Source organism: Streptomyces sp. NPDC002602 (assembly GCF_042889445.1).
GTDB lineage: Bacteria > Actinomycetota > Actinomycetes > Streptomycetales > Streptomycetaceae > Streptomyces.
The window spans coordinates 239,390-265,932 of the sequence record NZ_JBIAQX010000011.1 but is presented as its reverse complement, the minus strand read 5'-3'; the positions used below and the strand labels follow the sequence as shown (position 1 = coordinate 265,932).

General features: G+C 72.9%; 24 protein-coding genes. 12 read left to right on the top strand and 12 right to left on the bottom strand.

The features are described from left to right. Positions 1 to 575: 575 nt before the first annotated feature. On the top strand, positions 576 to 1,574 hold the full coding sequence (gene trpS / locus ACFYW3_RS26670; RefSeq protein WP_351761966.1) for a tryptophan--tRNA ligase: 999 nt from the start codon (positions 576 to 578) through the stop codon (positions 1,572 to 1,574). Positions 1,575 to 1,629: 55 nt separating this feature from the next. Here trpS and proC read toward each other — a convergent pair whose 3' ends face one another. The 5 genes from proC to ACFYW3_RS26645 form a co-directional block, all read right to left on the bottom strand. Beyond that, positions 1,630 to 2,439, bottom strand: coding sequence for a pyrroline-5-carboxylate reductase (proC, locus tag ACFYW3_RS26665; RefSeq protein WP_389387535.1), 810 nt, complete (start codon positions 2,437 to 2,439; stop codon positions 1,630 to 1,632). 104 nt (positions 2,440 to 2,543) lie between these two features. After that, entirely contained in the window at positions 2,544 to 3,281 is a 738-nt protein-coding gene (locus tag ACFYW3_RS26660) for an ABC transporter permease (protein ID WP_351761971.1), read from the bottom strand. After that, the gene (locus ACFYW3_RS26655) at positions 3,278 to 4,081 is read right to left on the bottom strand and encodes an ABC transporter ATP-binding protein (protein ID WP_389387534.1); all 804 of its coding nucleotides are present in this window, start codon (positions 4,079 to 4,081) and stop codon (positions 3,278 to 3,280) included. The genes ACFYW3_RS26660 and ACFYW3_RS26655 overlap by 4 nt, the downstream gene beginning before the upstream one ends. Before the next feature lie 80 nt (positions 4,082 to 4,161). Further along, positions 4,162 to 4,692, bottom strand: coding sequence for a hypothetical protein (locus tag ACFYW3_RS26650; RefSeq protein ID WP_351761977.1), 531 nt, complete (start codon positions 4,690 to 4,692; stop codon positions 4,162 to 4,164). A gap of 142 nt (positions 4,693 to 4,834) precedes the next feature. Next, positions 4,835 to 5,134: a peptidase gene (locus ACFYW3_RS26645; RefSeq protein ID WP_351761980.1), complete on the bottom strand. Its 300-nt coding sequence runs from the start codon at positions 5,132 to 5,134 to the stop codon at positions 4,835 to 4,837. Between the two features lie 106 nt (positions 5,135 to 5,240). Here ACFYW3_RS26645 and ACFYW3_RS26640 point away from each other — a divergent pair, with 106 nt between their 5' ends. Next, positions 5,241 to 7,406: a protein kinase gene (locus ACFYW3_RS26640; RefSeq protein WP_389387533.1), complete on the top strand. Its 2,166-nt coding sequence runs from the start codon at positions 5,241 to 5,243 to the stop codon at positions 7,404 to 7,406. Positions 7,407 to 7,440: 34 nt separating this feature from the next. On the opposite strand, the gene ilvD is transcribed toward ACFYW3_RS26640, so the two are convergent. From ilvD to ACFYW3_RS26620, 4 genes are all read right to left on the bottom strand, one after another. Next, complete coding sequence (ilvD, locus tag ACFYW3_RS26635; RefSeq protein ID WP_351371773.1) at positions 7,441 to 9,291, bottom strand: dihydroxy-acid dehydratase; 1,851 nt, start codon at positions 9,289 to 9,291, stop codon at positions 7,441 to 7,443. Between the two features lie 194 nt (positions 9,292 to 9,485). Continuing rightward, the gene (locus tag ACFYW3_RS26630; protein WP_389387532.1) at positions 9,486 to 10,106 is read right to left on the bottom strand and encodes a TetR family transcriptional regulator; all 621 of its coding nucleotides are present in this window, start codon (positions 10,104 to 10,106) and stop codon (positions 9,486 to 9,488) included. Then, entirely contained in the window at positions 10,103 to 10,942 is an 840-nt protein-coding gene (locus ACFYW3_RS26625; RefSeq protein ID WP_351761987.1) for a sugar phosphate isomerase/epimerase, read from the bottom strand. The genes ACFYW3_RS26630 and ACFYW3_RS26625 overlap by 4 nt, the downstream gene beginning before the upstream one ends. A 154-nt stretch (positions 10,943 to 11,096) precedes the next feature. Further along, entirely contained in the window at positions 11,097 to 12,026 is a 930-nt protein-coding gene (locus tag ACFYW3_RS26620) for a Ppx/GppA phosphatase family protein (protein ID WP_351761990.1), read from the bottom strand. A gap of 63 nt (positions 12,027 to 12,089) precedes the next feature. Between ACFYW3_RS26620 and ACFYW3_RS26615 the strand changes: the two genes are divergently transcribed. Continuing rightward, the gene (locus tag ACFYW3_RS26615; RefSeq protein WP_351761992.1) at positions 12,090 to 12,917 is read left to right on the top strand and encodes a hypothetical protein; all 828 of its coding nucleotides are present in this window, start codon (positions 12,090 to 12,092) and stop codon (positions 12,915 to 12,917) included. Between the two features lie 32 nt (positions 12,918 to 12,949). Here the strand turns inward: ACFYW3_RS26615 and ACFYW3_RS26610 are convergent, their stop codons facing one another. Then, positions 12,950 to 14,521, bottom strand: a complete 1,572-nt coding sequence (locus ACFYW3_RS26610; RefSeq protein ID WP_389387531.1) for a hypothetical protein — start codon at positions 14,519 to 14,521, stop codon at positions 12,950 to 12,952. 426 nt (positions 14,522 to 14,947) lie between these two features. Between ACFYW3_RS26610 and radA the strand changes: the two genes are divergently transcribed. Further along, on the top strand, positions 14,948 to 16,366 hold the full coding sequence (radA, locus tag ACFYW3_RS26605; protein ID WP_351761997.1) for a DNA repair protein RadA: 1,419 nt from the start codon (positions 14,948 to 14,950) through the stop codon (positions 16,364 to 16,366). Between the two features lie 184 nt (positions 16,367 to 16,550). Continuing rightward, positions 16,551 to 17,675 (top strand): DNA integrity scanning diadenylate cyclase DisA, encoded by a 1,125-nt coding sequence (disA, locus tag ACFYW3_RS26600; protein ID WP_053678377.1) that lies wholly within the window; start codon positions 16,551 to 16,553, stop codon positions 17,673 to 17,675. 141 nt (positions 17,676 to 17,816) lie between these two features. Here the strand turns inward: disA and ACFYW3_RS26595 are convergent, their stop codons facing one another. Then, positions 17,817 to 18,626, bottom strand: a complete 810-nt coding sequence (locus tag ACFYW3_RS26595; RefSeq protein WP_351761999.1) for a hypothetical protein — start codon at positions 18,624 to 18,626, stop codon at positions 17,817 to 17,819. Between the two features lie 160 nt (positions 18,627 to 18,786). On the opposite strand from ACFYW3_RS26595, the gene ACFYW3_RS26590 reads away from it, so the two are divergent. The 7 genes from ACFYW3_RS26590 to ACFYW3_RS26560 all read left to right on the top strand — a co-directional run bounded on the left by ACFYW3_RS26590 (position 18,787) and on the right by ACFYW3_RS26560 (position 25,188). After that, entirely contained in the window at positions 18,787 to 19,395 is a 609-nt protein-coding gene (locus ACFYW3_RS26590) for a phosphatase PAP2 family protein (RefSeq protein WP_351762002.1), read from the top strand. Between the two features lie 28 nt (positions 19,396 to 19,423). After that, positions 19,424 to 20,341 carry an A/G-specific adenine glycosylase gene (locus ACFYW3_RS26585; RefSeq protein WP_351762005.1) on the top strand — a complete coding sequence of 306 codons (918 nt, stop codon included), beginning with the start codon at positions 19,424 to 19,426 and terminating at the stop codon, positions 20,339 to 20,341. A 220-nt stretch (positions 20,342 to 20,561) separates the two neighbouring features. Continuing rightward, entirely contained in the window at positions 20,562 to 21,122 is a 561-nt protein-coding gene (locus tag ACFYW3_RS26580; protein ID WP_053678383.1) for a SigE family RNA polymerase sigma factor, read from the top strand. Between the two features lie 11 nt (positions 21,123 to 21,133). Then, a complete protein-coding gene (locus ACFYW3_RS26575; RefSeq protein ID WP_389387530.1) occupies positions 21,134 to 21,811 on the top strand; it encodes a hypothetical protein in 678 nt (225 codons plus the stop codon). A gap of 13 nt (positions 21,812 to 21,824) precedes the next feature. Next, positions 21,825 to 22,529, top strand: a complete 705-nt coding sequence (gene cseB, locus ACFYW3_RS26570) for a two-component system response regulator CseB (protein WP_351762008.1) — start codon at positions 21,825 to 21,827, stop codon at positions 22,527 to 22,529. After that, positions 22,526 to 23,839, top strand: coding sequence for a two-component system sensor histidine kinase CseC (gene cseC, locus ACFYW3_RS26565; protein ID WP_351762011.1), 1,314 nt, complete (start codon positions 22,526 to 22,528; stop codon positions 23,837 to 23,839). The genes cseB and cseC overlap by 4 nt, the downstream gene beginning before the upstream one ends. Positions 23,840 to 23,958: 119 nt before the next feature. Continuing rightward, positions 23,959 to 25,188, top strand: a complete 1,230-nt coding sequence (locus ACFYW3_RS26560) for a LamG-like jellyroll fold domain-containing protein (RefSeq protein ID WP_389387529.1) — start codon at positions 23,959 to 23,961, stop codon at positions 25,186 to 25,188. A 63-nt stretch (positions 25,189 to 25,251) separates the two neighbouring features. Here ACFYW3_RS26560 and ACFYW3_RS26555 read toward each other — a convergent pair whose 3' ends face one another. Next, positions 25,252 to 25,890 (bottom strand): M23 family metallopeptidase, encoded by a 639-nt coding sequence (locus tag ACFYW3_RS26555; protein ID WP_351762016.1) that lies wholly within the window; start codon positions 25,888 to 25,890, stop codon positions 25,252 to 25,254. Positions 25,891 to 26,543: the final 653 nt, after the last annotated feature.

Sequence of the window (26,543 nt, the reverse complement as noted above, 5' to 3'; positions counted from 1 at the left end):
GTTTTCCGCCTTCCAGGTTCTTCGCTTTCGCGTTTTCCCTTTCCGGCGAGTCCGACTCTATCAGAACCTTTCGGGCCTGACTCCCAGTCAGCGGGTTTCGCTGCTTGGGCTGTTGGGCCCTTGCGGCGAGTGAGACAGTAGCGGATTCCCTGTCCCCGAACCTAATCGGCGACTGCGTCCTGGGACGCGGATTCCTCATTCGCATATACGCATGAAAACGAGACGACAAAGTGCGTCGTTCGTTCGAATGTGTGTGATGCGGGATGGTTGTCCGGGGACCGACCGGGGTCGGCGCTCACTTCGGACAACTCGAAGAACCTTACGGACCGGGTCAGGGTGTGTCAACTCCGAGACAGGTGTCGCCCGAACGGCTAGCCTGGCTCCCATGATCACGCATGCGCACACGCTCAACCTGTGCTGGTGGGCCGCCTGACGGCGGCCGACCCTCCATACGAGCACGCATGCGCTCACGGCCGCCGCCTCGGCGGCCGTTTTTGTTTCTCCCCTCCCGGGAGTGGCTCGGTCGCCCGACGCGGTGGCACCGACATCACAGCCACACAGCAGGGAGACGGGACATGACGAGGATCTTCAGCGGGGTCAAGCCCACCGGGCATCTGACGCTGGGCAACTACCTGGGCGCCGTACGGCAGTGGGTCGCCGCCGATCAGGAACCCGACGAGGCGCTGTTCTGCGTGGTGGACCTGCACGCGCTGACCGTCGAACACGATCCGGCGCGGGTCCGCCGGCTCAGCAGGCAGGCCGCGACGCTGCTGCTGGCCTCGGGGCTGGAACCGGCGAGGTGCACGCTCTTCGTGCAGAGCCACGTGGACGAGCACACCCGGCTCGCGTACCTGCTGGAGTGCACCGCGACCGACGGGGAACTGCGGCGGATGGTCCAGTACCGCGAGAAGGCGACGCATGCGCGGGACGCCGGGGAAGGGGTGCGGCTGTCGTTGCTCACCTATCCCGTGTTGATGGCGGCCGACATCCTCGCGTACGGGACGGAGGAGGTGCCGGTCGGTGAGGACCAGCGGCAGCACGTGGAACTGACGCGGGACCTCGCGGTGCGGTTCAACCAGCGGTACGGGCACACCTTCGCGGTGCCCGAGGCCACGCATCCCGCCGTGGCGGCGCGGGTCATGGACCTCCAGGACCCCACCTCCAAGATGGGGAAGTCCGGGGACGCCGGGCCCGGGGTGGTGTTCATGCTCGACGAGCCGGCGGTGGTGACGAGAAAGGTGATGCGGGCCGTCACCGACAGCGGGGACGGCGGCGTGGTCCTGGACCGGGAGGAGAGGCCCGGGGTCGCCAACCTGCTCGACATCCTCGCCGCCTGCACGGGCGGCGAGCCCGCGGCGCTGGCCGACGGGTACCAGGGCTACGGGGCGTTGAAGCGGGACGTCGCCGAGGCGGTGGTGGAGACGCTGCGGCCGGTGCGGGAGCGGCACGCCGAGCTGGCGGCCGACCCCGGTGGGGTGGAGAAGGTGCTGCGGGCCGGGGCGGAGCGGGCGCGCGGCCTGGCGCGGCCCGTGGTGGACCGGGCGTACCGGGCGATCGGGTTGTTGGAGCCCTGAAGGGACACGGTGGTTCGGGTCCCCCGCGCGGGGACCCGAACCACCGTGTGTCCTGTCAGCTGTTGCCGGTGGCGAGCTCGCGGCTGCGGTCGCGGGCCGCTTCGAGGGCGGCGATGAGGGCCGCCCGTACGCCGTGCTTCTCCAGCTCGACGATGGCGTTGATGGTCGTGCCGGCCGGGGAGGTCACGGCTTCGCGGAGCTTGACCGGGTGCTCGCCGCTGTCGCGGAGCATCACGGCGGCGCCGATGGCGGCCTGGACGATGAGGTCGTGCGCCTGGGCGCGGGGCAGGCCGAGGAGGATGCCGGCGTCGGTCATCGCCTCGACGAGGAAGTAGAAGTAGGCGGGACCCGAGCCGGAGAGGGCGGTCGCGGCGTCCTGCTGCGACTCGGGGACGCGCAGGGTCTTGCCGACCCCGCCGAAGATCTCCTCGGTGTGCAGGAGGTGCGCGGCGGTGGCGTGGCTGCCGGCCGAGATGACGGACATGGCCTCGTCCACGAGGGCGGGCGTGTTCGTCATGACGCGGACGACCGGCGTGCCCGGGGCGAACCGCTCCTCGAAGAAGGAGGTGGGGATGCCGGCGGCACCGCTGATGATCAGGCGGTCGGTGGGGACGTGGGGGGCGAGTTCTTCGAGGAGCTTGCCCATGTCCTGCGGCTTGACCGTGAGGATCAGGGTGTCGGCGCGCTTGGCGGCCTCGGCGTTGGTGACGGCCTCGACCCCGTAGCGGGTGCGCAGTTCCTCGGCGCGCTCGGGCCGGCGGGCGGTGACGAGGAGCTTCGCGGCGGGCCATCCGCCGCGGATCATCCCGCTGAGCAGGGCCTCGCCGATCTTGCCGGTACCGAGGACTGCGACTGTCTGGGTCATGCCCGATTCACCTCGCCGAACGATGCGTGCGCGGAGGCGTGCCGCCTCCACCTCCTCATCCTTGCACTCGGGGGCGCGGGGGCGAGGGGGTGTCCGGAGTGCGGTCAGGGGGTGCGGCGGCGCAGGGTGGCCGCGCCGAGGGCGAGGACGAGCAGGGCGCAGCCGGCGACGATGAGGGCGTCGCGGAGGAAGTCGGCGGTCATGTCGGTGTGGGTGAGGACCTGGGTCATGCCGTCCACGGCGTAGGACATGGGCAGGACGTCGGAGAGCCCTTCGAGGACCGGCTGCATGGTGTCGCGGGGTGCGAAGAGTCCGCAGAGCAGGAGCTGGGGGAAGATCACCGCCGGCATGAACTGGACGGCCTGGAACTCGGACGCGGCGAAGGCGGAGACGAAGAGGCCGAGCGCGGTGCCGAGGAGCGCGTCGAGGAGGGCGACGAGCAGGAGCAGCCACGGGGAGCCGACGACGTCGAGGCCGAGGACCCACAGGGCGAGGCCGGTGGCGAGGAGGGATTGGACGACGGCCACGGCGCCGAACGCGAGGGCGTAGCCGGCGATGAGGTCGCCCTTGCCGAGCGGCATGGCGAGGAGGCGTTCGAGGGTGCCGGAGGTGCGCTCGCGCAGGGTGGCGATGGAGGTCACCAGGAACATGGTGATGAGGGGGAAGATCCCGAGGAGGGAGGCCCCGACGCTGTCGAAGGTGCGGGCGCTGCCGTCGAAGACGTAGCGGAGCAGGGTCAGCATCAGGACGGGGACCAGCAGCATCAGTGCGATCGAGCGCGGGTCGTGGCGGAGCTGGCGCAGGACGCGGGCGGCGGTGGCGAGAGTGCGGGCCGTGTTCACGAGTGCTGCTCCTGGGTCTGTCGGGCGAGGGCGTTGGCGTCGTCGACGAGGCGGAGGAAGCCCTCCTCGACGGTGGCGGAGCCGGTGCGGTCCCGCAGGGCGTCGGGGGTGTCCTGGGCGAGGATGCGGCCTTCGCGCATGAGGAGGAGGTCGTGGCAGCGTTCGGCCTCGTCCATGACGTGCGAGGAGACGAGGATCGTGGCGCCGCGGCCGGTGGTGAGGTCGTGGAAGAGGTTCCACAGGTCGCGTCGCAGGACGGGGTCGAGGCCGACGGTCGGTTCGTCGAGGACCAGCAGCTCGGGAGTGCCGAGCAGGGCGACGGCGAGGGAGACGCGGCTGCGCTGGCCGCCGGAGAGGTTGCCGGCGAGGGCGCCCGCGCGTCCGGTGAGGTCCACGTCGGTGATGGCGCGGGTGACGGCCGCGGCGCGGCGGTCGGCGGCGGCGCGGCCGGGGTCGAGGACGGCGGCGAAGTATTCGAGGTTCTGCCGGACGGTGAGGTCGTCGTAGACCGAGGGCGCCTGGGTGACGTAGCCGATGCGGGAGCGCAGTTCGGGGTGTCCGGCGGGGCGGCCGAGGACGTCGAGGGTGCCGGTGACGTGGTCCTGGGTGCCGACGACGGCGCGCATGAGGGTGGACTTGCCGCAGCCGGAGGGGCCGAGGAGGCCGGTGATGCGGCCCGGGGGGACGTCGAAGGCGAGGGAGTCGAGGACGGTGCGGGGGTGGCGTCCGGCGCCGCGGCGGACGGTGAGGCCGCGGGCGTGGACGGCGGCCGGGGCTCCGTCCGGCGAGTTATTCATCATGTGATGAATAATGCTCCCGGCTGTGCCGGGGCGTCAACCGGGCGGACGGATGCGGGGTCCGGGTGCGGGCCCCGGGAGGGCTACCGCTTGCGCTTGGGGCGGCGGGCGGCCGGGTTGCCGGTACGCGCACCGCGGCGCCGGGCGAACTCGGTCTTGGCGCGCTCGTACTCGGCGCGGCGCAGCTTCTCGCCGGGCGCCTCGACGAGGCAGCGCAGGAAGTACGCGATGAGGGAGCCGATGAAGCCGATCGTCTTCAGGCCCTTGAGCGCGCCCTCGTCGGACGAGGGGCGGGGGCGGGTCCCGAAGGACTCCCAGGTCTTGGCGAAGGCGATGGAACTGGCGATGGCGAAGAGGACGACGACGGAGATGCTGAGGAACGGACCGACGTCGCCGATCTGCAGCCCCTGGTACGCCATGCGCAGCAGGAACGCGGCGGCGACGGCGGTGACGAGCGAGCCGGCGGCCATGCCGACGCGGCGCAGGGCGTAGCCGCCGTCGTGCTCGACCCAGGTGGTGCCGAAGAACTTGATCGGCTCGGGCTCGGGGCCGGGCGCCGCGGGTGCGGCGGACGGGGTGGGCCGGCTCTGGTCTCGCTGGTCGTTGTCGCTCACACCGGCGATTATCCCCCGACGGACGGATCGGGCCGGGTGTGTCTCACGTGGCGGGCGGGGCGGGGCCCGCCCGCCACGGAGAGCCCGGCAGGGCTGGGTCGGAGTCGTCGGGTGGCCGTGTGCGGCCGTGTGGATCGTGGTGTCAGCCGCACTGCCCCGTGACGTAGCCGTCGACACCCGTCTTCACGTACGCGTCGGAGACGAACTCGCCGTTGCCCACGCAGTCCCAGATGTCCGACGTCCCGTACGGACCCGAGACGGTCGTGCCCTCGCACTGGCAGCGGAGCTGGACATACGCGCCCAGCGGGAGCACCCGCGAGACCGAGTAGTTGGTGCCGGGGCCGCTACGGACGTTGACGCGGTATCCGGGCGCCACCGGAAAGGTCGGGAACCCCGACCCCGAAGGGCTCTGAACCTGGCTTGAATCGTTCTCAACAGACATGTGGAAAGTCCCCCTTTGAGTGTTGCTCTGCGCAACGCGCGAAGGGTAGCAAGCCCTTGGAGGTTCGCATGGGCCATCGACTAGGCTCCGGCGGGGGTGGTGAGTGGTGCGTTCGCTGCGCGCGACGGACTGTGCGGGGTTTCCGGAGTACGCCGGGCAGTACCGGCTCGAATCCGTACTCGGCTCCGGCGGCATGGGCGTCGTCCACCTGGCCACGTCCGGCGCGGGGCTGAAACTCGCCGTCAAGGTGGTGCACGCCCAGCACGCGGTGGATCCGGAGTTCCGGGCCCGTTTCCGGCAGGAGGTCGCGGCCGCGCGGCGGGTGAGCGGGGCGTTCACCGCCCCCGTGGTGGACGCCGATCCGGACGCCGAGCGTCCGTGGATGGCCACCTCCTTCATCGACGCCCCGACGCTGTCCGAGCGGGTGCGCGAACGGGTCCTGGACCCGGTCGAGTTGGTGCGGCTCGCCGCCGGGCTGGCGGAGGCCCTGCGGGACATCCACCGGGCCGGAGTGGTGCACCGGGACCTGAAGCCCAGCAATGTGTTGATGGCCCCGGACGGGGTGCGCGTCATCGACTTCGGGATCTCGCGACCGGCCGACAGCGACCTGCGGACCGAGACCGGGAAGCTGATCGGAACGCCGCCGTTCATGGCGCCCGAGCAGTTCCAGCGCCCCCGGGACGTGGGCACGGCCGCCGATGTCTTCGCGCTGGGCGCGGTGCTGGTGTACGCGGCGACGGGGCACGGGCCGTTCGACTCCGACAGCCACTACCTCGTGGCGTACCAGGTCGTGCACAGCGAGCCCGACCTGACCGGATTGCCGGCGCGGCTGGTGCCGCTCGTGGCTCGCTGTCTGTCGAAGGAGCCGGAGGAACGGCCGACCGCCGACGAGCTGATCACCGAGATGCGGGCGCTGGCCTACCCGACCTCCGAGGACACCCAGTCCTTCGTCCCCCGGCCCCGGCGGCCCGAGCGGGTCGAGGCGGTCGAGGTGGTCACGCACCGGCGGGAGCGCATCGGCACGGACCCTCAGGCCGCCCCGCTCCCTCCCGGACGGCGCCCGAGGTTGCGAACCCGGATGGCCTTGGCCGCGGGCGTGGCTCTCCTGATCGGGGCGGGCGCGGCCGTCGGCCACCTGTACTCCGGACCGGACGCCGACGCGGCGGCTCGCGCGGCGGCGAAGAGCGCCGCCGCCTCGCGGGGGCGGCCCCCGGCCTTCGCCCCGTGGACCGCCGCGGTCGGTGAGCCGGGGGCGGGGCGGCGGACCGTGTCCTGCTCCGCGGACGCCGGGGCCCTGTACTGCTCGGGGCCGGGGGTGGCCGCGGCGAAGCTGGATCCGGCGAACGGGTCGGTTCTGTGGTCCGTGCCGGGCACCGCGTCGACACGGTTGGCCGCGCGCGACAACACTCCTTCGCACGCGGGCGGGCTCGTCCTCGCGGTGGCGTCGGGCAGTGAGGTGCTGGAGGCCCTCGACCCCGCGAACGGGACGAGGCGCTGGCGCCACGAGCTGCCGGACGGTACGCGTGTCGTGCCGGTCGGGGCACGGGTGTTGATCGTCGCGCCGAACGGGAGCGCCGCGGCCCTGGACGCGTCGAGCGGAGTCACCGGCTGGACGAAGCAGATCGGCGGTGTGGGTTCCGTCTGGACCACCGGCCCGGGGCCCTCGGGGGAGCCCGTGCTGTACGTGTCGACCACGGACGGCGCGGGCGGTTCCACGCAGCTCTCCGAGGTGGACCCGGCGAGCGGATCGGTCCGCCGCCGGGTGCGCGTACCGGGAATGCTGCAACCCGTCGGGGTGGCGCGCGGGGGCCTGTACCTGCTGGACAACGACGTGCGGACGGCGACGGGGGCGGTCGTGCGAGTCGACCTGGGCACGCACGCCGTGCACCGGGTGCCGCTGGCGAGGCCGCTGTACGAGACGCAGGCGACGGTGAGCCCGGAAGGTGTCGTGTACGTCTTCGGGACCTCGGGCGGGCTGGCGGCCGTCGGTCCGGCCAAGGAGGAGTGGCGGCTGGAGACGGGGACGGCCGTCGCCTCGCGGCCGGTTTTCGCCGGCGGGCGGGTCTACCTGACGGCGGCCGACGGACGACTGCTCGCCGTGGACGCGGCCGCCGGCCGGCCGGTCGGGCAGACGAAACCGCGCGCGGGCGGCGGGCAGGGCACCTTCGCCTCCACCCTGCCCGCCCCCGTCGTCGCCGACGGGCGGGTGTACGCGTCCGCGCCCGACGGGACCGTCTTCGCCGTGGACGCGGCGAACCCCGCCGGCTGGTGACGCGACCGGCGGGGTTCGGGAGGGCTCGGCGGGCTCAGCCCAGGAGGGAGACGTCGCGGACCGCGCCCTTGTCGGCGCTGGTGGCCATGGCGGCGTAGGCGCGCAGGGCCGCGGAGACCTTGCGTTCGCGGTTCTTCGGGGCGTAGACGCCGCCGAGGGCCTCGCGGCGGGCGGCCAGTTCCTCGTCGGGGACCAGCAGTTCGATCGAGCGGTTCGGGATGTCGATGCGGATGCGGTCGCCGTCCTCGACGAGGGCGATGGTGCCGCCCGAGGCCGCCTCCGGGGAGGCGTGGCCGATGGAGAGGCCCGAGGTGCCGCCGGAGAAGCGGCCGTCCGTGACGAGGGCACAGGCCTTGCCGAGGCCGCGACCCTTGAGGAAGGACGTCGGATACAGCATCTCCTGCATGCCGGGGCCGCCGCGCGGGCCCTCGTAGCGGATGACGACCACGTCGCCCTCCTTGATCTCCTTGCGGAGGATCTTGTCGACGGCCTCGTCCTGCGACTCGCAGACCACGGCCGGGCCCTCGAAGGTCCAGATCGACTCGTCCACGCCGGCGGTCTTCACGACGCAGCCGTCGACCGCGATGTTGCCGCGCAGGACGGCGAGGCCGCCGTCCTTGGAGTACGCGTGCTGGACGGAGCGGATGCAGCCGCCCTCGGCGTCGAGGTCGAGGGTGTCCCAGCGCTCGGACTGGGAGAAGGCGGTCGCGGAGCGCTTGCAGCCGGGGGCCGCGTGCCACAGCTCCATGGCCGTGTCGGACGCCGTGCCGGAGCGGGCGTCCCACCGTGCGAGCCAGTCCTCCAGGTTGTCGGAGTGCACGGAGGTGACGTCCTTGTTGAGGAGGCCGCCGCGGTGCAGCTCGCCGAGGATGGCGGGGATGCCGCCGGCCCGGTGGATGTCCTCCATGTAGTACGTGCCGCCGGGCGCCACGTTCGGCGCGACCTTGGACAGGCAGGGGACGCGGCGGGAGACGGCGTCGATGTCGGTGAGGTCGTACTCCAGGCCCGCCTCCTGCGCCGCCGCCAGCAGGTGCAGGATCGTGTTCGTGGAGCCGCCCATCGCGATGTCGAGCGCCATGGCGTTCTCGAAGGCCTCGCGGGTGGCGATGTTGCGCGGCAGGACGGACTCGTCGCCGTCCTCGTAGTAGCGCTTGGTGATCTCCACGACCGTGCGGCCGGCGTCCTCGTACAGGGCGCGGCGGGCGGTGTGCGTGGCGAGGACCGAGCCGTTGCCCGGGAGGGCCAGGCCGATGGCCTCGGCGAGGCAGTTCATGGAGTTGGCGGTGAACATGCCCGAACAGGAGCCGCAGGTCGGACAGGCGTTCTCCTCGATCCGCAGCACGTCCTCGTCCGAGACGTTCTCGTTGGCGGCGTCGACCATGGCGTCGATCAGGTCGAGCTTGCGGACGGTGCCGTCGACCAGGATGGCCTGCCCGGCCTCCATCGGACCGCCGGAGACGAAGACGACCGGGATGTTGAGGCGCATGGCGGCCATCAGCATGCCGGGGGTGATCTTGTCGCAGTTGGAGATGCAGATCAGGGCGTCGGCGCAGTGCGCCTCGACCATGTACTCCACGCTGTCCGCGATCAGGTCGCGGGAGGGCAGGGAGTACAGCATCCCGCCGTGCCCCATGGCGATGCCGTCGTCGACCGCGATGGTGTTGAACTCGCGCGGGATCGCGCCCGCCTCGCGGATGGCGTCGGAGACGATCCGGCCGACCGGCGCCAGGTGGGTGTGCCCGGGGACGAACTCGGTGAAGGAGTTGGCCACCGCGATGATCGGCTTTCCGATGTCCGCGCTCGCTACGCCCGAGGCGCGCATCAGCGCACGTGCGCCTGCCATGTTGCGGCCGTGGGTGACGGTGCGGGACCTCAGCTCGGGCATCGGGTTCACTCCCCATGAGTGCGGCGGCGCCGGAAAGGCCTGCCGCGACTGTGGATATGGCTGTTTACGAGGCTACGCCTCTCGCCCGCGATGCGGACACGGTGTCCGCATGCCGGGACGGGCGGCTCAGCTTTCGGTCACCGGCACCGCTCGGCGCGGGTGACCGTGTTCGGCAAGGTCACCGCTCGGTGGGGTCACCGCTCGGTGAGGTAGCGCTGGAGGGTCGGGGCCACCAGGGCGATGATCTCCTCCGGGTCCGCGGACGCGAGGGGTTCGATCTGGACCACGTACCGCAGGATCGCGATGCCGATCATGTGCGAGGCGGCCAGCTCGGCGCGGAAGGTGGGGTCGGGCACGTCGAGGTCGGCGGCGACCCGCTCCAGGACCCGGCGCAGGATCAGCCGGCGCAGCACGGCGGCGGCGGCCTCGTGGGTGAGGGCGGAGCGGATCACGGCGAGGAGGGGGGCGCGGGTGGCCGGGTTCTCCCAGATGCCCAGGAAGTAGCGGGCCAGGCGCTCGCCGATGCCGTCCGGGCCGGAGCCGACGATCTGCGGGACGACCAGGGCCGGCTCCATGCTGACCTCGATGGCGGCGGCGAACAGGTCGTCCTTGCTGCCGAAGTAGTGGTGCACCAGCGCCGGGTCCACGCCCGCCGCCTTCGCGATCCCGCGTACGGAGGTCTTGTCGTAGCCGCGCGCCGCGAACTCCGATCGGGCCGCGAGCCGGATCCGCTCCTGCGTGCCGGGGCCGTCGTCGGCCTCGTCCTGGCGGGGGCGACCGGGGCCGCGGCGGGGCTTCCTGACCGGGTCCGTCATGGCCGGCGGGCCGGGCTGTCGCTGGTCGCGGCCGCGAGGTGCTGACGGGTGAAGGCCAGCGCCTCGGCCAGATCGGCCTCGCGTTCCGCCGAGGACATGGCGCGCCGGGTGTTGACCTCGATGACGACGTGACCGTCGAAGGAGGTACGGGCCAGGCCGCGCAGCAGTTCGGCGCAGGGCTGGGTGCCGCGACCGGGGACGAGGTGCTCGTCCTTCGCGGAGCCGTTGCCGTCGGCGAGGTGGATGTGGGCGAGCCGGTCGCCCATCCGGTCGATCATCGCGTTGGCGTCGGTGCGGGCGGTCGCGGTGTGCGAGAGGTCCACCGTGAAGTGCCGGTAGTCGTCCTTGGTGACGTCCCACTCGGGCGCGTACGCGAGCATCTCCCGGTCGCGGTAGCGCCAGGGGTACATGTTCTCGACGGCGAACCGGACGTCGGTCTCGTCCGCCATGCGCCAGATGCCGGAGACGAAGTCGCGGGAGTACGCGCGCTGCCAGCGGAACGGCGGGTGCACGACCACCGTGCCCGCACCCAGCCGCTCGGCCGCCGACTGCGCTCGCCGCAGCTTCGTCCAGGGGTCGGTCGACCAGACGCGCTGGGTGATCAGGAGACAGGGGGCGTGGATCGCGAGGACCGGGACCCCGTGGTGGTCGGAGAGCCGGCGCAGGGCGTCGATGTCCTGGCTGACCGGGTCCGTCCAGACCATGACCTCGACGCCGTCGTAGCCGAGGCGCGCGGCGATCTCGAAGGCCGTCGCCGTGGACTCCGGATAGACGGAGGCGGTGGAGAGGGCGACCTTGGGCCTTGGTCTCGGGGTCTGGGGGCGGGGTTCTGCCACGGGGACAGGTTACCGATGCCGGTGGCCCGGCCGGGCGGGGTGGGGGGATCCGCCCGGTTCGGGCCGCCCGGAGTCCCTGCCCGGCGGGGCCGGGCACGGCTCGGCCGGTACGACGGCGGGGCCGGACGGGCCCGGTCGCAAGGGGCGGTCCCGGTCAGGACGGGAGGTGGTCCAGGCGGCGGAGGATGACGCCCTCCCGCAGGGCCCAGGGGCAGATCTCCAACTCCTCGACGCCGAGGAGGTCCATCGTGCCCTCCGCGACCAGGGCCCCCGCCAGGAGTTGTCCGGCGCGGCCCTCGGACACGCCCGGGAGGGTGGAGCGCTGCGCGGTGGTCATCGCCGCCAGGCGCGGGACCCACTCCTCCAGGGACTTGCGGGTCAGGTCGCGCTGGACGTACAGGCCGTCGGCCGAGCGGGCGGCGCCCGCGATGCGGGCCAGTTGCCGGAACGTCTTGGACGTCGCCACCACGTGGTCCGGCGCTCCGAATCGGCTGAACACGCCGACCGAGCGGGCGATCTGGGCCCGCGCGTGCCGGCGCAGGGCCTTCACGTCGGCCGGGTCGGCGGGGTCGCCCGGGAGCCACGCCGAGGTGAGGCGGCCGGCGCCCAGCGGCAGGGAAACGGCCGCGTCGGGTTCCTCGTCGATGCCGAACGCGATCTCCAGCGAACCGCCGCCGATGTCGAGGACCAGCAGCTTGCCCGCCGACCAGCCGAACCAGCGACGGGCGGCGAGGAACGTCAGCCGCGCCTCGTCCTCGCCGCTGAGGATGGGCAGGTCGAGGCCGGTCTCGGCCTTCACGCGGGCCAGGACCACGTCGGCGTTCGTGGCCTCGCGCACGGCGCTCGTCGCGAAGGGCAGCAGGTCCTCGCAGCCCTTGTCCTCGGCGGCCTGCACGGCCTCGCCGAGGACCGAGACGAGGCGCTCTATGCCCTCCGGGGTGACCGCGCCGTGCTCGTCGAGGAGTTCCGCCAGCCGCAGTTCCACCTTGTGCGAGTGCGCGGGTAGCGGGCGCGCACCGGGGTGCGCGTCCACCACCAGCAGATGGATCGTGTTCGAACCCACATCAAGGACACCGAGTCTCATACGGGGAAACGCTACTGGTCCGGTCGCGTAGGGGTGGAGTAAGGGGCCCTTAGGCTTGGGTTTGTGCCAAATACGAAGAAGGCCAACAAGTCCCGCCCCAAGTCGAAGAAGGCCAAGGGCGGCGAGTCCCCCGCGGTCTCCGGTGACGAGAAGGGCCTCGACTTTCCCCGGGCCTGGGTGGAGTTCCCCGACCCCGCCGACGACGAACAGATCTTCCGCTGCGACCTGACCTGGCTGACCTCGCGCTGGACCTGCATCTTCGGCAGCGGCTGCCAGGGCATCCAGGCCGGCCGGGCGGACGACGGCTGCTGCACCCTCGGCGCGCACTTCTCCGACGAGGACGACGAGAAGCGCGTCGCGGAGAACGTGGCCCGCCTCACACCGGAGCTGTGGCAGTTCCACGACGTGGGCACCGAGACCGGCTGGGTGCAGAAGGACGAGGACGGCGAGCGGCAGACCCGCCGCTGGGAGGGGTCGTGCATCTTCCAGAACCGGCCCGGCTTCGCCGCGGGCGCCGGTTGCTCGCTGCACATCCTGGCGCTGCGCGAGAAGCGCGAGCCGTTGGAGACCAAGCCCGACGTGTGCTGGCAGTTGCCGATCCGACGGACGTACGACTGGATCGACCGGCCCGACGACACGCGGGTCCTCCAGGTGTCGATCGGCGAGTACGACCGGCGCGGCTGGGGTCCGGGCGGCCACGACCTGCACTGGTGGTGCACCTCGGCCACGTCCGCGCACGGGGCCGGTGACCCGGTGTACGTGTCGTACCGCCCCGAGCTGACGGAGCTGATGGGCAAGGAGGGGTACGAGGCGCTCGTGGCACTGTGCGAGGCACGGCTGGCCTCGCTGCTGCCGATGGCCCCGCACCCCGCGGATCCGCCGAAGGCGTAGGGCTGTCGCCCGGCGGGTCGGGAGACCCGCGGTCAGGAGGACGGGGCCGGCGGGTCGGTGGGCGGCGTCGGGGAAACCGTTCCTTCTGACTCGGTCGGCGTCGGGGTCGGCGTGGGAGTCGGGGTCGGGGTCGGGGTGGGCGTCGGCGTCGGGGTCGGCGGCGTGGGAGTCGGCCTGGGGTTCGCCGGGGAGGTCGGCGGCCCCCCGTTCGGCGGCGGGACGGGCCGGCCTCGGCCCTGGATGGCGACGACCGCGCCGGAGGGGTCCACTCCGACCCGGGCCGACCAGGCGCCGACGGGCTGGGCGGCGGCGTCCACGGTGATCCGCAGGGTGACCGATTCTCCTGGGGCCAGGGTGCCCGCGGTCTGGCCGGCCCGCAGCCAGGGCGCGTCGGACCACAGGCGCCAGTCCACGGGAGCTCCGCCGGACGCGCGGAGCGTGAGCAGGGTGGTGGAGCCGCGGGTCGTGGCGGACACGGTGAGCCGGCCGGGGGCACCCGGGCGGTCCGATTCCGGAGTGGCCGGCGCGCCGGAGCTGATGACCTCGACGGAGACGTCGGGTGCGGCGGTACCGGGGGCGAAGCCCGGCCCGTCGCCGGTGTGCGCGGTGTTGCCGGTGTTCTCGTACGCGGCGAGCAGCCGGCCGCCGGCCGGGGGCGGCGGGATGTCGGCCTCACTGGCCGAGACGCGGGTGGCGCCGCCGTCGACGGGTTCGCCGGTGGTGGGGGCGCCCCGGTAGGCGGCCCACAGGGCCAGTACGGGCGCGGCGACGACGGTGGCGACGACGGTCGTGGTGACGGCGCGGGCCCGGAACCGGTCGCGGCGGGCCGCGTGGTCCTTGGGGTCCATCGGGAAGCCGGTCCGGTCGAAGCGGGGGCCGGGGCCGCCGCCGCGCCGCCCGGAGCGCAGCATCGCCGCGCGGACGGCGGCGCGGGGGGCCGGTACGAGCGGGAGCGCGGCGGGGTGGATGCCGCCGGTGCCGGGCCAGGGGCCGCCGGCGCCGACGCGTTCGGCGACGCGCCGGCAGCGCGGGCAGTCGTCGACGTGGCGTACGAGTTCGGCGCGCAGCGGGGTGGAGAGCAGGACCCGGGGGTCGCCGTCGTCGCCGGTGAGCCGGGACACGGCCGGGCAGTTGCCGGTCTCGACGACGGCGAGGGCGGCGCGGGTGCGTTCCACCTCGCAGGCGGCGGCGGACAGGAGTTCGCGGGCGGCGGCGGGCGGGGTCCCGAGGACGGAGGCGAGTTCGGGGACGCCGAGGCGGTGACGGACGGCGAGTTCGAGGGCCTCCCGCTGCTCGGGGGTGGTGCCGGCGGCCTCGGGCCAGGCGAGGCGGGCCAGTTCGGTGCGGCGGTACGCGGACACGTCGAGGGTGTCGGGCCCACCCGGCGCACGCTCGGTGTCGGTGTGCTCCGGCGTACGCCGGGCGCTGTGCGCCCCCTGTCGTGCGCGCCGCTGCTCGGCGAGCCGGCGCAGGCAGCCCCAACGGGCCAGGGCGTACAGCCAGGCGCGGCGCTCGCCCTCGTCGGGGCAGCGGCCGGGGTGCCGTTCGGCGGCGGCCAGGGCGACTCCGAGCACGTCGGTGGCGGTGTCGTGGTCACAGAGCACCGAGAGGCAGTAGGTGAACAGGCCGTCGAGGTAGGGCTCATGTCGGAACGGGGGAGGCTGTTCGCCGGCGGGTCCCGGTCCTCCGCGTCCCTCTGAAGGCGTGCGCCCGTGCGCCCGGTGTGCGCCGGCGCGCGATGAGGGGGGTCCCTGGTTGCTGCTGTTCACCTGGCGACCGTAGGCGGCGCGCCGATGATGCCCCGGAAGCCTTCAGCGGTTTTAGCCCTTACGGGTGAACAGATCGGGCCCGCGCTGACAGCCGCCCTGACGCCGTGACCGACGAACCCGAACAAGGCGGACGAGCCGGAGGAGGCGGACGAGGCGAAGCGACCGGCGCGGTCGCCGCGGGGGCGCGCCGGTCGGACCCCCGCCCGGGCTCCGAGGGGCACGGCCGGCGGCGGTGTCGGTGCCGGCGACTACGGTGGGCGCATGGCAGCCCGCACATCTCGTTCATCCGCCAAGGACCGGCCGTCCTACCGTTGTACCGAGTGCGGCTGGACGACCGCGAAATGGCTCGGGCGGTGTCCCGAGTGCCAGGCGTGGGGCACCGTCGAGGAACTGGGCGCTCCCGCCGTGCGGACCACCGCGGCGGGTCGGGTCTCGACCGCGGCCGTGCCGATCGGCCAGGTCGACGTCCGGACGGCGACCGCGCGCAGCACCGGCGTGAGCGAACTCGACCGGGTCCTCGGCGGCGGTCTCGTGCCCGGCGCGGTGGTGCTGTTGGCGGGCGAGCCGGGCGTGGGCAAGTCGACGCTGCTGCTGGACGTCGCGGCGAAGGCGGCCGACGCCGACCACCGGACGCTGTACGTGACGGGCGAGGAGTCGGCGAGCCAGGTGCGCCTGCGGGCGGACCGGATCAAGGCGCTCAGCGACCACCTGTACCTGGCCGCGGAGACCGATCTGTCGGCCGTGCTGGGCCACCTCGACGCCGTGAAGCCCGCGCTGTTGATCCTGGACTCCGTACAGACCATCGCCTCGCCCGAGATCGACGGGGCGCCCGGCGGCATGGCCCAGGTCCGCGAGGTCGCGGGCGCCCTGATCCGGGCGTCGAAGGAGCGCGGCATGTCCACGCTCCTCGTCGGCCACGTCACCAAGGACGGGGCGATCGCCGGCCCCCGGCTGCTGGAGCACCTGGTCGACGTCGTCCTGAGCTTCGAGGGCGACCGGCACGCGCGGCTGCGACTGGTACGCGGTGTGAAGAACCGGTACGGGGCCACCGACGAGGTCGGCTGCTTCGAACTCCACGACGAGGGAATCACCGGGCTCGCCGACCCGAGCGGGCTGTTCCTGACCCGGCGCGCGGAGGCGGTCCCCGGGACCTGTCTGACGGTGACGCTGGAGGGCAAGCGGCCGCTGGTCGCGGAGGTGCAGGCGCTGACGGTGGACTCGCAGATCCCCTCGCCGCGGCGGACCACGTCGGGCCTGGAGACCTCCCGCGTCTCGATGATGCTGGCGGTGCTGGAGCAGCGCGGCCGGATCACCGCGCTCGGCAAGCGGGACATCTACAGCGCCACCGTGGGCGGGGTGAAGCTGACCGAGCCGGCCGCCGACCTGGCGATCGCGCTGGCGCTGGCCTCGGCCGCGAGTGACGTGCCCCTCCCGAAGAACCTCGTCGCCATCGGGGAGGTCGGTCTCGCGGGCGAGGTGCGGCGCGTGACCGGCGTCCAGCGGCGGCTCGCCGAGGCGCACCGGCTCGGCTTCACGCACGCGCTGGTCCCGAGCGACCCCGGCAAGGTGCCGGCGGGCATGAAGGTGATCGAGGTCGCGGACATGGGCGACGCGCTGCGGGTCCTGCCGCGCGGGCGCTCCCGGACCCCGGCCAAGGAAGGCGCGGCCGACCGGTCGTAGGCCGGTCCGGCCGCCCGGGCGGGAGGCCGGCTTCGCCGGGTCGGGAGCGCGTGCGGGGGTTCGCACCGTAGGGTCCGGGGACGGGGCGACCAAGGCTCGGCGGGCGCACAGGCGGCGCCGGTAGACTTTGTGCTGGTCCGCCCGGCCGTACGCAGGCGGCGCAACCCGCGACCGGAGGAGTGCAGTGGCAGCCAAGGACGGGGCAGCAGCATCCGGGAAGTCGGGCGCGAGCTCCAGGCAGGAGGCCATGATGCGTGCCTCGCTGAGCGCGGTCGCACCTGGTCAGCCCCTGAGAGACGGCCTGGAGAGGATCGTCCGCGGCAACACCGGTGGCCTGATCGTCCTCGGCATGGACAAGAACGTCGAGGCGATGTGCACCGGCGGTTTCGTGCTGGACGTGGAGTTCACCGCGACCCGGTTGCGCGAGCTGTGCAAGCTCGACGGGGCGCTCATCCTGGACAAGGACATCACCAAGATCCTTCGGGCCGGAGTGCAGCTGGTCCCGGACGCGTCCATCCACACGGAGGAGACGGGCACCCGCCACCGCACGGCCGACCGCGTCTCCAAGCAGTGCGGGTTCCCTGTGGTGTCGGTGTCGCAGTCCATGCGGCTGATCGCGCTGTACGTGGACGGTGAGCGGCGGGTCCTGGAGGAGTCCGGGGCGATCCTGTCGCGGGCGAACCAGGCGCTGGCCACGCTGGAGCGGTACAAGCTGCGGCTCGACGAGGTCGCGGGCACGCTGTCCGCGCTGGAGATCGAGGACCTGGTCACGGTCCGCGACGTGACGGCGGTCGCGCAGCGGCTGGAAATGGTCCGCCGGATCGCGACGGAGATCGCCGAGTACGTGGTCGAACTGGGCACGGACGGGCGACTGCTGTCCCTGCAACTGGACGAGCTGACGGTCGGCATCGAGCAGGAGCGGGAGTTGGTGATCCGGGACTACGTCCCGGAGCCCACGGCGAAGCGTTCCCGCACGGTGGACGAGGCGCTGCCGGCGCTGGACGCGCTCACGCATCCGGAACTGCTGGAGCTGGCGATCGTGGCGAAGGCCCTGGGGTACACGGGGTCGCCGGAGACGCTGGACTCGGCGGTGTCCCCGCGGGGCTACCGGCTCCTGGCGAAGGTGCCGCGGCTGCCCGGGGCGATCATCGAGCGGCTGGTGGAGCACTTCGGCGGACTGCAGAAGCTGCTCGCCGCGAGCGTGGACGACCTGCAGACGGTGGACGGCGTGGGCGAGGCCCGGGCGCGGAGCGTCCGCGAGGGCCTGTCGCGCCTGGCCGAGTCCTCGATCCTGGAGCGGTACGTCTAGCCCGTCCGGCCCGTCTGGCTCGTCCGGCCCGTCTGGCTCGTCCGGCCCGTCTGGCCCGTCCGGCCCGTCTCTTCCGGATCCTGCCGGGGCCGGCCCGGTCCGGCCGCCGGGTGTCCGAACCCCGGCGACCGGACCGGCGCGTCAGTCCTGCTTGAGGACGAACGAGGTGCGGGCCACCGGCAGGCCGGGGGACTTGACCTCGACCACGTAGGTGTCCGCGGTCGCGGCTCCCGCGGGCGGTGACTGGCACTGGTCCGCGGCGCTGAACCGGCGGTCCCATTCCAGGGTCGGCGCCTTGATCTCGCTCTGCGCGGCCAGCCGGAAGAAGACGTTGCCCGCGCCGGTCGGGCAGTCCGTCGAGGACCAGACGGCCTTGGGGTTGCTCGCCTGGGTGATGGTCAGGACCGCCTGCTTCGGTCCGAGGTCGACCTTGCAGGTGGTGCCGGAGACGTTGCGGGCGATCAGCTCGAGACGAGGTTTCTCGTTCGCCTCGTACTCGTTCTTCTCGCTCTTGACCTCCCACTGCACCGCGGACGGCGCGCACGTCGGCAGGGGCGAGTCGGCCGGGACCCGGCTCGCGCCGCCGCCCGTGGCGGAGTTGCCCGAGCCGCCGCCCGAGCCGCCGCCCGGCTCGCCGTTCTTGCCGGCGCCCGCCGTGCCCGCGTCGGAACCGGAACCCGAGCCGGAGCCGGCAGACCCGGTTCCCGACTCGGCCCGTCCGCCCGGTGCCTGACTGATCGCCGGCCCGGAGCCGGAGGGGCCGGGGGTGATCGGGGCGACGGGATCTCTCCCGCCCTCGCCCTTGCCGTTCGTACTGGACTTCACCCCACCGGAGCTGACGGTCCATACGGCGAGGAGCGCGAGGAGCGCGACGACGGACGCCAGCACAGCCCTCCGTCGCCAGTAGATGGAGGAGGGGAGCGGCCCGACCGGATTGCGCAGAGATCCCACGAGCGGAACCTTACGAGAGTTCGCGCCGCGATCAGTGCCCCACATGCCGGGCGGCGGCCTTGATTTGCCGATGATCATCCTGCGGGACCAGTGCGAACCGATCGGAACCGGCCAGGGTGCCGACACGACCGCGACATCCCATTGAGTACGGTCTGTGATCATGGACAGCTCCGACCTCTACAGAGACATCACCGACTTCGCCCACACCACGCCCCCCTGGGTGCGGACGGCGTCCGAGGCCTGGACGGAGTACGGACTGCTCGCGTTCGGTCTGCTCTTCATAGCCGTCTGGTGGCGTGCCCGCCGGCAGGTCGCCCCGCGCGCGATGGCGCTCGCCGTCCTCGCGCCGCTCGCCACCGCCGTCGCGTACGTCGCCTCCGAGCTGGTGAAGTCGACCGTCGACGAGGACCGGCCCTGTCGGACGGTGGCCGGGGCGGCCGCGTCGCTGATCCCGTGCCCCGAGTACGGCGACTGGTCCTTCCCCAGCAACCACTCCTCCATCGCGGGCGCCGCCGCCGTCGCGCTGGCCCTGGCCGTCGGCCGTCTGGCGCTGTTGACCGTGCCGCTCGCCCTGTTGATGGCCTTCTCCCGGGTGTTCGTCGGCGTGCACTTCCCCCACGACGTGGCTCTGGGCCTGCTGCTCGGCGGGTCGCTGGCCGCCCTGTTCGTGCTCGCCCTCGCCGGTCCGATCAGTAGGATCACCGCCACCATGCGGGCCAGTGGCGTCCGGCCCGTGCTGTGGTTCACCGGTCCGGGCCCCGCGCGGTAGGGGCGAAACGTGCCAGGATGCGTCTGCCATGACTGCATCCACCACTCCTTCCCCCGACGTCTCCCACGCGCTGCACTCCCCCGTGATCGCGTGGTTCGACGAGCATGCCCGCGACCTGCCCTGGCGCCGCCCCGAGGCCGGCCCCTGGGGCGTGATGGTCAGCGAGTTCATGCTCCAGCAGACCCCCGTCAACCGGGTCCTGCCGGTGTACGAGCAGTGGCTCGCCCGCTGGCCCCGGCCCGCCGACCTCGCCGCCGACGCGCCCGGCGAGGCCGTGCGCGCCTGGGGCCGCCTCGGCTACCCCCGCCGGGCCCTGCGCCTGCACGGGGCGGCCGTCGCGATAACGGAACGCCACGGGGGCGACGTGCCGAGGGACCACGCGCAGTTGCTCGCCCTGCCCGGGATCGGCGAGTACACGGCCGCCGCGGTGGCCTCCTTCGCGTACGGGCAGCGGCACGCGGTGCTGGACACCAACGTCCGCCGGGTGTTCGCCCGCACCGCGGGCGGGGTCGAGTACCCGCCGAACGCGACCACGGCCGCCGAACGGCGTCTGGCGCGGGCCCTGCTGCCGCCGGACGAGGAGACCGCGGCCCGCTGGGCGGCGGCCTCGATGGAGCTGGGCGCGCTGGTGTGCACGGCCAAGAATCCGGACTGCGCGCGCTGCCCGGTCGCCGGGCTGTGCGCGTGGCGCCTCGCGGGGAAGCCGGCGCACGAGGGGCCGCCGCGCCGAGGACAGACGTACGCCGGTACCGACCGGCAGGTGCGGGGCAAGCTGCTGGCCGTCCTGCGGGAGGCGGTCGGCGCCGTTCCGCAGGCGGTGCTGGACACGGTCTGGGACGAGCCGGTGCAGCGGGCCCGCGCGCTGGACGGGCTGGTGTCCGACGGTCTGGTCGAGCCGCTCGGCCAGGGGATGTACCGCCTTCCGCGGGGGCCGGTCCGCACCTGATCCCGTCCGTTGATCCACCGCGCGGGTAACCCGGCTCGAAGCTGACTCGAAGATTCCGCTTGGCGCCGGGAAACCCGCAGCTCAAGGACGCTGTTACACAATCTACGGGTGTCCGTGCGTCCACCGAAGGCTGACCCGCACAGTGCCGTGACAACCCCTCCGTACCTTCGAATCCGTAAGACAGCGGTGGCGGGGTTTGGACGGACGGAGGCGGTCTGAGATGGCGCACGGCGAGGTACTCGAATTCGAGGAGTACGTACGCACCCGGCAGGACGCGCTGCTGCGCAGTGCCCGGCGCCTGGTCCCGGACCCCACGGACGCCCAGGACCTCCTCCAGACGGCCCTCGTCCGCACCTACGGCCGCTGGGACGGCATCGCCGACAAGTCCCTGGCCGACGCCTACCTCCGCCGCGTCATGATCAACACGCGTACCGAGTGGTGGCGGGCCCGCAAGCTCGACGAGGTACCCACCGAGCAGCTCCCGGACGCCTCCGTCGAGGACGGCTCCGACCAGCGCGCCGACCGCGCCCTGCTGATGGACATCCTCAAGGTTCTGGCGCCCAAGCAGCGAAGCGTCGTGGTGCTGCGACACTGGGAGCAGATGAGCACCGAGGAAACGGCCGCGGCGCTCGGCATGTCGGCGGGAACCGTGAAGAGCACCCTGCACCGCGCATTGGCCCGACTCCGGCAGGAGCTGGAGAGCCGGGACCTCGACATGCGCGCGCTGGAACGCGGTGACCACACCATCCGGTACGAGGGGCGGGAGCGGTGCGCGGCCTGAACGGCCCAGGCTTGAGCGGCAGGAAGTCGCTGGTGTTGGTGTCGGCGGGGACGGTCGTCCTCGCCGGCACAGCGCTGTTCGCGGTCGGTTGTGCCACCGGTGGCACGGGCCTGCGCGACGGCGGTCCGGCCCGCACCGAATCCGTGGCCAAGACCGGCCCCCCGGTCGGCCCGGCCCCTTCCGGCGGGGATCACGCACCGGCGACCTCGGACACCTCCGCGGGCAAGCCGCCCAAGGTGGATCCGGTCGCGCTGTTGAAGGCGGACCCGAAGGTCAGCCCCGAGATCAAGCGGGACCTGAAGCCCTGCACGGGCCGCGAGTACCCGGTCGACGTGAGCTACGGCAAGATCACCGGGAGCCCGGCCGTGGACATCGTCGTCAACGTGCTCTCCTGCGCGGACGCCCTGGGGCGCGGCTCGTACGTGTACCGGGCGGACGACGGCAAGTACCGGAACGTCTTCGCGGACGAACAGCCGCCCGTCTACGCGGAGATCGACCGGGGCGACCTGGTGGTCACGAAGCCGGTCTACGCGAAGAGCGACACGCTCTCGTACCCGTCCGGCGAGGACGTGATCACCTACCGCTGGAGCGGCGAGAAGTTCACCGAGCAGGACCGTGTGCACACGGACTACAGCAACGTGGTCGACGGCGGCGGCCAGCCCGCCCCGGCCATCTCAGAGAAGAACTGAAGCGAGGCTCCGGATGGCCGAGACCCATGTGCTGTTCGTGGAGGACGACGACGTCATCCGCGAGGCCACGACCCTGGCGCTGGAGCGCGACGGGTTCGTGGTGACCGCCATGCCCGACGGGCTGTCGGGCCTGGAGTCCTTCCGGGCCGACCGGCCCGACATCGCGCTGCTCGACGTCATGGTGCCCGGGATGGACGGCGTCAGCCTGTGCCGGCGCATCCGTGACGAGTCCACCGTGCCGGTGATCATGCTGTCGGCGCGCGCCGACTCCATCGACGTCGTCCTGGGCCTGGAAGCGGGCGCCGACGACTACGTCACCAAGCCCTTCGACGGGTCGGTCCTCGTGGCCCGGATCCGTGCCGTGCTGCGCCGCTTCGGCCACGCCGGCGGCCCGAACGGCGCGTCCGACGACGGCGCCGCCGACGGCGAGCACGGGGTGCTGGCCTTCGGCGACCTGGAGGTCGACACCGAGGGCATGGAGGTGCGCAAGGCGGGCGCCCCGGTGGGCCTCACGCCGACCGAGATGCGGCTGCTGTTGGAGTTCTCCTCGGCACCCGGCACCGTGTTGTCGCGCGACCGGCTGCTGGAACGGGTCTGGGACTACGACTGGGGCGGCGACACCCGGGTCGTGGACGTCCACGTCCAGCGGCTGCGCACCAAGATCGGACAGGACCGGATCGAGACGGTCCGAGGCTTCGGATACAAGCTGAAGGCATGAGGCGGTTCACACTCCGTACCGGGATCCGCTGGAAGATCACCCTCGCCATCGCCGCCGTCGGCGCGCTGACGGCGCTGGCGCTGAGTCTGGTGGTGCACAGTGCCGCCCGCGTGTCGATGCTGGAAAGCGCCCGCGAGTCGCAGCTGGAGCGGGTCCAGTTCATCGCCCGCAGCGTGGACGCCGGTCGCAAGCCGGCCATGGGCGCCAAGCTCAACGACCCCGATCTGCCGATCGAACTGAGGCAGAAGGTCCAGACCGGACGGCGCGGCACCTACATCCAGGAGAACGCGCGCGGGGTTCCCCAGGTGTGGGCGGCCGTACCGCTCGGCAGCGGACAGGTGCTGTCCCTGCACCTGCCGTTCAAGGAGAGCGCCAACATGGTGCGCGACCTTGACCAGGCCCTGATCGTCGGCTCCCTCGCCGTGGTGGTGGGCGGCTCCGCGCTCGGGGTGCTCATCGGCGGGCAGATCTCGCGCCGGTTGCGCAAGGCCGCCACCGCGGCGCAGCGGGTGGCGCACGGCGATCCCGAGGTCCGGGTGCGCGACGCGGTGGGCGGTGTCGTACGCGACGAGACGGATGACCTGGCGCGGGCCGTGGACGCCATGGCGGACGCGCTCCAGCAGCGGCTGGAGGCCGAGCGGCGGGTGACCGCCGACATCGCGCACGAGCTGCGGACCCCGGTGACGGGCCTGCTCACGGCGGCGGAACTGCTGCCCCCGGGGCGGCCGACCGAGCTGGTGCGCGACCGGGCGCAGGCGCTGCGGGCGCTGGTCGAGGACGTGTTGGAGGTGGCCCGGCTGGACAGCGCCTCGGAGCGGGCCGAGTTGCAGGACGTGGCGCTCGGCGAGTTCGTGAGCCGCCGGGTGGCGTCGCTGATGCCGGACGCGTCCGTACGGGTCGTCGCGGACGAGATCGTGAGCACCGACCCGCGCCGGCTGGAACGCATCCTGGGCAACCTGCTGGCGAACGCCGCGCGGTACGGGCAACAGCCGATCCAGGTCGATGTCGAGGGCCGGGTCGTACGGGTCCGGGACCACGGGCCGGGCTTCCCCGAGGCACTGCTGCGCGAGGGGCCGAGCCGCTTCCGGACCGGATCCACGGACCGGGCCGGGGTGGGCCACGGGCTGGGGCTGACCATCGCGGAGGGCCAGGCGCGGGTGTTGGGCGCCCGGCTGACGTTCCGTAACGTGGCCGCGCCGGGCGGCGCGGACAGGGAGGGTTCGGCCGCCGGGGCGGTGGCGGTGCTGTGGCTGCCGGAGCACGCGCCGACGGCGACGGGGAGCTTCCCGATCCTGAAGCCCCAGAGCTGAGTCGGGCGTCGCCGCGACCCGGGGCGGGAAGGGCTCGCGGCGGCGCCGACGGGCGATCGCCGCCGTATCGGGACCCTCGGCCGTTCGCCCCGCGGGGCCGATGTTCTAGCATCCGTGGCATGACCGACGGTACGAACCCCCCGACCAACCCGCAGCCCGAGCAGCCCGCCCCGGGGAGCGGTGGCTACGGGTTCCCGCCGGGAGCGCCCGCGTCCGGTGGCTACGGATTCCCGCCCGGTCCGCCCGCGTCGGGTGGCTTCGGCCCCCCGCCGGGCTCGGACCAGGACGGCGGCTACGGCTACCCGCGGCAGCCCGCACCGCAGCAGCCGAATCCGTACCGGCAGGATCCCGGGATGCCGGGCCCCTACGACGCACCGCCCGCGTCGTGGCAGCAGGGCGGTTCGATGCCGGGTCCGGTGGCGGAGCCCGAGCCGTTCCGGCAGCGGTCGGACCAGCCGGACTGGGACGCGCTCGCCGACCGTTCGGCGTCGGAGCGGCGCAGGAAGCGGGTGTGGGTGGTCGTCGGCACGGTGACCGTGCTGGCGCTGCTCGCCGGTGGAGGAACGTTCCTGCTGCTGGGTGGGGGCACCGGGAAGGGCGACGACAAGCCGACGACGGCCGCCTCGGACACGCCCGCGCCCTCGCAGGGCGGGGTAAAGAACCCGATCGATCTCACGCCCACGGTCGCGGGTGACCCGACGACCGTGCGGGACCAGATCGGCAAGGCGAACCTGAAGATGGGGCCCGAGGCCGGCGTCTTCCCGATCGACAAGCGGCACGAGATCCGCACGAAGGGCAACGCGAACTCGTTCGCCGAGTCCCAGCAGCGGGTCGTGGACCCGTCGAAGAGCTTCACGGTCTCGGCCCGGCTCTGGAACCGCTCCCCCAAGGGGCAGCAGATCGCGGTGAGCCAGGGCAACGAGAAGTCGTTCTCGTTCGAACTGGGTCTGGACGAGGTGAACGGCAAGCCGTCCTGGATCTTCCGGGTGCAGACCGGCACGCCGGGCGCGAACGCCAGCACGACGACGGTCACGGGCACGAGCCCGAAGATGGAGAAGACCTTCTCGGAGCTGACGGGCACCTACGACGCGGAGAAGAAGGTGATCGCCCTGTACGTGAACGGCAAGCGGACGGGCGAGGCCCCGGTTCCCGCGGACATCTTCCCCGCCCCGGGCCCGATGCAACTGGCCCGTTCACGCCACCAGGATCAGTGGGTGTCGCCCTGGCAGGGCGCCATGGACAGCCTGCGGGTCTACGACGCGGCGCTGCCGCAGGAGCGGATCGACGCCCTCAAGCCGGGCAAGCTCGACCCGATGGTCACGCCGACCGGGTCGTGGCTGCTGTTCTGAGCCGTCGCGAGCCGCCCGGTGCGGCGGGGGGTCGGACGCCGGTCGCCCGGCGTCGTCGGCGTGTCAGACGGTGACGCCGACCTGACGCAGGAAGCTCACCGGGTTGATGGCCGAGCCGTAGTTCGGGGTGGTGCGGATCTCGAAGTGCAGGTGCGGACCGCTGGAGTTGCCGGTGTTGCCGGACAGGGCGATCTGCTGGGCGGCCGAGACCTTCTGGCCGATCTTGACCTGGATCCGCGAGAGGTGCGCGTACTGGGAGTACTTGTTGTTCGCGTGCTTGATCACGACGGCGTTGCCGTACGCGGGACCGTCGCCACCACCGTTGGGGCCGGCCTTGACGACCACACCGGAGCTCGCGGCACGGACCTTGGTGCCGACGGGAACGGCGAAGTCCTGACCGGAGTGCTTGTGCGACCACATGTTGCCGCCCTTGCCGTAGGTCGCGGACAGGGTGTAGCCCGAGACCGGCTTCTTCCAGGAACCGGCCGACTTCGCGGCGGCGGCCGGCTTGGCGGCCGGCTTGGCGGCGGCCGCCTGGGCCTTCGCCTGGGCGGCGACGAGGCCGGGGGTGCCGTTGAGAGCGGTCTGCGCCTCGCCGGCGAAAGCGGCGGTCGTTCCGGCACCGAGGGCCAGTGCGGCACCGAGGCCGGTGGCGGCGAGGGCGATACGGGTACGACGGGTGCTGACGCGCTTCGCGGACATGTGTGGACCTCCGGGGCCGGGAACAAGGGCAATAAGTGACCCGGCACGCTGAGCGGATGCTGAGCGGGTGCCGGGCGAACTTGCTCCACCTTGGTAACCCGAGCCCCCCGGCTTCCTCAAACGTCCTCATTACTACGTCGACTCGTAGGTGCGAGGGGGGTCGAGAGGACTGTTGACCCGCCGATTACTGGGCCAAGGGAGGGGGCAAATCGGACACTGGATCTACGAAAGGTCCTAGTAGGTCCGATTTGCCCTGTGCGGCTTGTCACCGGGCACGGAGCCTCCACCCACCCTCATCGAGACCCAGGTCACGCCCCTGGGGCCACCCGAAAGCACCCTCCGCCCCTGCCCCGCGCACGCGCGCGAGCCCACCCGACCGACCCGCGCGTGCGGTACCCGTGGGAGCGCGCAGGCCGGGGAGCCCCGGTACGGGCCCGGGAGGGCGGTACGGGCCCGAGGGGCGGGCCGGGAGGGCGGTACGGGCCCCGCGTGCCGCCCCGGGGTCGCGCGTGCCCGCAGAGGACCGGCCGCAATCCCTCCGCACCGCCACGGGGCCCGGACCGCCGCTCCCCGCCCCCCGCAGGGCCCCGTACACGCGAAAGGGGCGGCCCCGGAACCGTTAGGTTCCGGGGCCGCCCCTTCGTACAGCGAGC